Annotated in this window: 4 protein-coding genes and 1 pseudogene; 1 reads left to right on the forward strand and 4 read right to left on the reverse strand. The window is 69.2% G+C overall.

The window, feature by feature from the left end; genetic code table 11:
• Positions 1 to 80 precede the first annotated feature (80 nt).
• Both ACFVYE_RS47035 and ACFVYE_RS47040 read right to left on the reverse strand, forming a co-directional pair.
• Entirely contained in the window at positions 81 to 779 is a 699-nt protein-coding gene (locus ACFVYE_RS47035; RefSeq protein WP_383978753.1) for an alpha/beta fold hydrolase, read from the reverse strand.
• 125 nt (positions 780 to 904) lie between these two features.
• On the reverse strand, positions 905 to 3,193 hold the full coding sequence (locus tag ACFVYE_RS47040) for an ATP-binding protein (RefSeq protein WP_383978750.1): 2,289 nt from the start codon (positions 3,191 to 3,193) through the stop codon (positions 905 to 907).
• Positions 3,194 to 3,455: 262 nt separating this feature from the next.
• Here ACFVYE_RS47040 and ACFVYE_RS47045 point away from each other — a divergent pair, with 262 nt between their 5' ends.
• The gene (locus ACFVYE_RS47045; protein ID WP_383978747.1) at positions 3,456 to 3,890 is read left to right on the forward strand and encodes a hypothetical protein; all 435 of its coding nucleotides are present in this window, start codon (positions 3,456 to 3,458) and stop codon (positions 3,888 to 3,890) included.
• A gap of 99 nt (positions 3,891 to 3,989) precedes the next feature.
• On the opposite strand, the gene ACFVYE_RS47050 is transcribed toward ACFVYE_RS47045, so the two are convergent.
• Both ACFVYE_RS47050 and ACFVYE_RS47055 read right to left on the reverse strand, forming a co-directional pair.
• Positions 3,990 to 4,361 carry a toxin-antitoxin system YwqK family antitoxin gene (locus ACFVYE_RS47050; RefSeq protein WP_383978745.1) on the reverse strand — a complete coding sequence of 124 codons (372 nt, stop codon included), beginning with the start codon at positions 4,359 to 4,361 and terminating at the stop codon, positions 3,990 to 3,992.
• Positions 4,361 to 5,978, reverse strand: a pseudogene (locus ACFVYE_RS47055) (hypothetical protein); the annotation flags it as partial. The pseudogene ACFVYE_RS47055 and the gene ACFVYE_RS47050, both read right to left, overlap by 1 nt.

A 5,978-nucleotide genomic window follows, 5' to 3' on the forward strand; every position in this document is an offset into this window, starting at 1 on the left:
GCCTAGAAGGCTGCGGAGGCGGCACCTCCGCCCGGACGAGACGCCGCCACCTGGCCGGCAGCGCCCGCGGCCGGCAGGACCTAGGACCGGCCGTCGAGGCCCTCGGCGGCCTGGGCGATGACGGCGGCCACCGTGGCCGGACGGGAGACGTAGACGGCGTGGCTTCCCGGGGTCTCGGTGACGGTCGCGCCGGCCCGCTCGGACATGGCCCGCTGGGCGGGCGGCGGGATCATCCGGTCGTCGGTGGCGACCAGGTACCAGGACGGCTTGGTCCGCCAGGCCGGTTCCGAGACCGTCCCGCCGAGCGCGTCGACGCCCCACGGGACCTGGGAGTCGGCCATGAACGCCGCCTGCGCCTCGGGCACGTCGGCGGCGAACGATGCCGCGAACTTGTCCCGGTCCAGGAACAGGAACCCGTCCTTGGGCGGCAGGATCGGCGGGACCGGTGCGCCGGGCGGCGGGTCGGCGATCAGGGAGCTGACCGACTCGCTCTTGTCAGGGGCGAACGCGGCGATGTAGGCGAGCGCGGCGACGCCCGGGTGGTTGCCGGCTTCGGTGATGACGACGCCGCCGTAGGAGTGGCCGACCAGAACGGCCGGGCCGTCGAGGCCGTCGAGGACCTGATGGGTGGCGGCGACGTCACCGGCCAGCGACAGGGTCGGGTTCTGCACGACGGCCACCCGGTAGCCGTCGGCGGTCAGCTGCTCGTGGACGCCCTGCCAGCCCGATCCGTCCACGAAGCCACCGTGCACGAGCACGATGTTCCTGATTGCCGTCATGGTCACTCCCGACGTGGATGGACAGGCTGGGCGCCCGTCCGGTGCAGCCAAGTCAAGTCGCGTGGAAGCGACCGGGCCATGCAGAACAACACGCAGAAGTTCTGCGCACATCGGCTCGAGGGGCGTCAGGGTGTGGCGGTCGCCAGGTCGTGGCAGCGGCTGTATGCCTCGGCGTCGCCGATCGCCTCGAACACCTCCGCCGCACGCGCGTAGGCTCGGCGGCTCTCGCCGGTCCGGCCTTCCTCGGCCAGCAGGGCCGCGAGCGTCTCCAGAGCGCCGGCCCGCACGTAGTTGGAATCGAACTGCTCCATGAGTGCGGTCGCCTCGGTGAGCGTGGTGATCGCCTCGCCGCGGCGGCCGAGCAGCCCCAGACACCGACCGAGATAGGCCAGCGTGTGTGGCCGCAGGTGCGCCGCGATGCTCGGTGTCATCCCGGATTCGTCGTCGCTCACCAAGGCGAGCACTTCGCGGTATCGCTCCAGGGCTTCGTCGTACCGTCCGGCGTCACGAAGGCAGCTGCCGAGGTTGGTGATGCACGCATGGTAGGAATCGGTGTCACCGATGGACTTGAACATTTCCGCCGCCCGGGACGCCGACGCAGCGGCTTCATCGAGCCGTCCGAGCTTGCGGAGCGCGATTGCGGTGTAGTGGTGCGACCAGGCGATCTGCACCGTGGTGCCGCTGTGGGTGGCGAGGTCCATCGCCTCGGCCGCGTGCCGCAGCATTGTTTCCGGGCTGTCCAGCTGGATCCCATGCACCCAGGCCAGATAGTTCAGTTGGGTCGCGTGCTGGGCCGGATCACCAAGGGCGGCGGCGGCCTGCGCGCCGAGGGTGAAGACCTCGTGCCAGTGCGGGCCATGGATCCACCGGTCGGAGAACCAGTGCATCGATTCGGCGCAGTCGAGGACGGTGGCGTGCTGACCGCTGCTCGCCGCGAGCCGCATCGCACCCAGCCAGTTGTCCACATTCACGCGCAGCCACACTTCGGCTTGCTCCGGCGAGGACAGGACGGCGAGGTCGGTATCGGGCCGGTCGGGACGGCCGTAGGCTGGTTCGAACCACCGCCCGGCCGTCGTGGCCATCCGCAGCAGCCACGACGTCACCCTGCCGGTGAGCGCATCGCGCTCGACCGAACTCTCCTCCTCCTGAAGCCGCTCGCGGGCGAAGAGTCGCACCAGGTCGTGGAAGCGGTAACGACCCGACGTGCTGTCCTGCAGCAGGCCGAGGTCGACGAGTTCGTCCAGCGCGTTCCAGGCATCCTCGATCGAGGTCCCGCCGACAACTGCCGCGAGGGCGGCGCCGAAGTCCCGGCCGGGCACCACGGCCAGCCGGCGGAAGACCCGCCGGGCGGAAGCCGCCAGCTGTTCATAGGACATCCCGAACGCATTGGCGATCTTGAGGTCGCCGGCCTTGAACTGATCGAGACGGCGCTCCTCGTCCGACAACCGCGCGGCGAGTTCGACGGCGCTCCATCCGGGCCGACTGGCCAGCCGGTTTCCGATGATACGCAGCGCCAGCGGCAGCCCTCCGCACAACTGCGCGAGCCGGGCGAGCGCCGGCTCCCCGTCCGAAGCGGAACGCTCGCCCACAATCCCGGTCAACAGCTCCGTGGCCTCCGACAACGGCAGCGGCCCCAGGACAAGCCTGCGCACACCCTCCAGGCCGGCCAGCAACCGCCGGCTTGTGACCAGAGCCCTGCCCGCGCCCTCTCCCGGCAACAGCGGGCGGACCTGCTCCTCGGACGCGGCGTTGTCGAGCACGACCAGGACACGCCTGTCTCGCAGCAGCGAGCGGTACAAGGAGCTACGCCCTTGAGTGTCGGCCGGTATCTGCTGATCCGCGACACCGAGCGCACCGATCACCAGCCCCAAGGCGTCATCGACGGCGAGAGGCCGCTGGGACATACCGAACAGGTCGAGGAAGAACACTCCGTCGGGAAAGCTCGGTCGTAAGGCGTGGGCAGAGCGGACGGCGAAGGTCGTCTTGCCCGACCCTGCGGAGCCGGTGATGATCCCCACCACGGGGGCACCCGGGGAGTGTTTGGCGTGAACGAGGTTATCGATCCAGGCCAGTTCCGCAGTGCGGCCGGTGAAGTCGTCCACGGACCGGGGCAGCTCACACAGGCCGGTCGGACGTGTCCAGTGATCTCGCAGGCGGCCGTCTCGCGCAAGCTCGACGAGCTGTTTGCGGGCGTCGTTCTCCAGCGCGAGCGCGTCCGCCACAGCGGTAACGGTCCGGTGCTGGGGCCCTTTGCTCCGTCCGCGCTCCAGGTCCGACAAGGTCCGTACGCCGACCCCTGAGGCTTCGGCGAGCTCCTCCAACGTCAAGCGGGCTGCGCGCCGATGACGACGCAGCAACTCAGCGAAGTTCGGACGCTCGGCGATGGGGCCACTCCCTCTCGGCAGCACAGGCATTTTGATCCGCTTCGAATGGGTGAAGCCTACTCAGGCGGCTACGGCACGCGGGGTGTTCGACCATGAACCCGCGCGCGCTTTCGCCGTGCAGACCGGATGGCGTCGCGCTTTCCTCGCACAGGAGGACGCCCACCGCCGGGCCGGCGGACCCGCCCCTACGGCGCCTGGCCGGAGCCGAGTTCCCGCACCCCGAGCGACACGGTGGCCTCGCACCGGCGCCCTGTCTGCCGTCGTGCTCATGCTGACTGGCTAGGCTGCGGGCATGAGTGACGTGTACGCCGTGGACATCGCCCTGGACCTCCGGGCCTCCGTGCCGAGCGCCGTGCTCGCCGATCTGCGATGGCACCTCGGCATCGAGGACTCGGCGGACGGCCCGGCGGATGACATGACAGACGAGATCGGTGACATGTTCCCCCTGCTCGCGGCACGCGGGCCCGCGGTGCGCATCGGCGGGGTCCTGGTCGGTGAGCTCGTTCCGACAGCCGACGGATGGTCCCTGACGGCACGTCAAGAGGTGCACGCCGAATCCCTGCCCGAGCTGGACTCACTGGCGGAGCGACTCGCGTGGCATTCCGGCACCGAGGGGGTCATCGGGCAGATCCGCTTCTACGAGGAAGACGTCCCCGACCTGCTGGTCAACAGGGCGGGAGAGCTGATGAAACTGGCCCTGGCTCCCACGGGAGAAGCGTCCGGCTGACCGATCGGCGGTCGACGCAGTCCTTCAGGAGACGCCGAACTGCCCTTCCGGACTGGGGTGGTCCGGCAGTCGGCGTCGCCTTCGATGCTGTCGCAGAACTCAGTCCTCGCTCTTGCGCCAGTCCTTCGTGGGCCGGCCCTCTTCGTCCCATCGGCGGTCCGCCAGCATGGTCAGACCGTCGTCGGCGAACACCACCTCGGCGGCGAGCGTGCCGTTCGGGTGCCACTCCCTGGACACCCCTACCGGACGTCCCTCGCGGGCCGTTGCCTCGGACCGGAGCGTGCCGTCCTTGTACCACTCACGGCTGGGACCGTGCTGCACCCCGGCCACGTAGGAATCCAGGCTGACAACGGCATTCCCCAGGTGTTCCTCCACCTCACCGGTGAAGAGTTCGCCCCGGTACAACAGACGCTGTCCCTGATCCATATCGACCTCGGGGTCGTCGATGTCGATTCGTGTCACGTCGGCCATCAGGGAATCCAATTGTCGTTGGTCGGCGGGTTGCCGGTGAACCTGCCCTGCAAGCTGTCCACGCCATCCAGCATAATGTTGCAGTTTGCGCAGAAAGCCGCGGGGCGCCCGGGGAGTTCGGTCTTCATGTGCGGCAGGTACGGGAACTCGACCGATGCGCGGAGCTCGGAGAGCGCCGCATCGCCGTCCGGGAGCCCCAACTTCTTCCGTTCCCAGAGCAGTTCGTTCGCGGCCTTGACCTCGGCATGTCCGAGCGGGTGATCCGGGGCCGGTGCGGAGTCTGCGATCGACTCGTATCGTGCGGCAATGGTCGGGTGGACGCGGTCGGCAGGGATGATGTTGTCGAACTTCCCGTTGATTCCCTCGAAGACCATCCCCGTTCGCAGGTCCATGACCGATCCGACGCAGGCACCCACCTGTTTCCTGGGGAAGGTGCCGAGTTCCTTGGCTTCCTTGTATGCGGCGCCGCGCTGGAAGGAAAGATCCTTGAGGAAATGCTCGAAATTGCGGCCGTCGACATGGGTGATCAGGCCGTCCGCATCTCGTGTCAGGCGGCTTTCCGGCAACTGGCCGAGGAACTTGTTGCCCGGACCAGGAGGAGGAAGCGGTTCATCCCCGATTCGGACCGGGTCCGCAGCACGTCGAGCGGCATCGTCGGCGAGTGAACCCCCAGGCTCTCGAATGTCCCTCTCATTGTGGTGCGTGCCGTCGTCCGTGTGGTCGTGGGGGGACGTCCCCTCGGGGTCGTGTCCGCCCGGGCCGGGATCGTGGCTGTCGCCGTTGCCGTGGTGTGCGCCGTCGTCGGACCCGTGGTGCGGCGTGCCCTCGTCCGCTCCGTGGTGTGCGCCGTCGTCGGCATGACTGTTGGGGCCGTGGTCGCTGTGGTGGGCCGGCGTCGGGTCGTGCGGTCCGCTCGGGCCGTCGCCGTGGCCGCCTGTGTGGCTGTTAGGCGGTTCGTGGCCGGCGGTGGGGCCGTGTGCGAGGTCGTCCGCGTGTCCGCCGGGGAGGTTGTCGCCGATGTGACCGGCGGGACCTGGGAGGTTGTCGCCGGTATGGGCGGTGGGGCCGTTGAGGTCGTCTCCGACGCGGCCGACGTCCCCGAGGTCGTTGCCGAGGCTGTCGCCCAAGTGGATGGGATTGTCGCCGATGTGGGCGGCGTTGTCGGCGGTGTGGGCGCCGACGCCGGCCAGGACCGGTTCCCTGTCGGGGGAGCCGATGTGCGGGGTGTCCGCGCCCGTGTCCGGGTGGATGTCCGGGGAGCCCTCGGTACGGACGTCTTCCGCCTTCTGGAGGACGTCGCCGTTCTCGTCGAGGAGGTTGTACTCGCTGTCGAAGTAGCGTGCCGGTTCACCGGGGCTGGTGGGCAGCTTCGTGGTGCCCTCGGGCAGGACGGGGGCACCGTCGGGGAACTTGACGTTCCCGTCGGGGAGCTTGATCCCGCCGTCGGGGACGGCCGCGCCTTTGGGGAGGTGGACGGTGCCGTCGGGCAGCTTGAGCGAACCCTCCGGCAGCACGATCGCGTCGTCGGGGAGTTTGGGGATCTCGATGTTGCCGATGCCCTTGAGGCCCTTGGTGATGTCGCCGATCTTGGAGAGGCCTGCGCCTGCGCCCTTGGCG

The organism is Streptomyces sp. NPDC058239, assembly GCF_042882185.1.
Classification (GTDB): Bacteria; Actinomycetota; Actinomycetes; order Streptomycetales; family Streptomycetaceae; genus Streptomyces.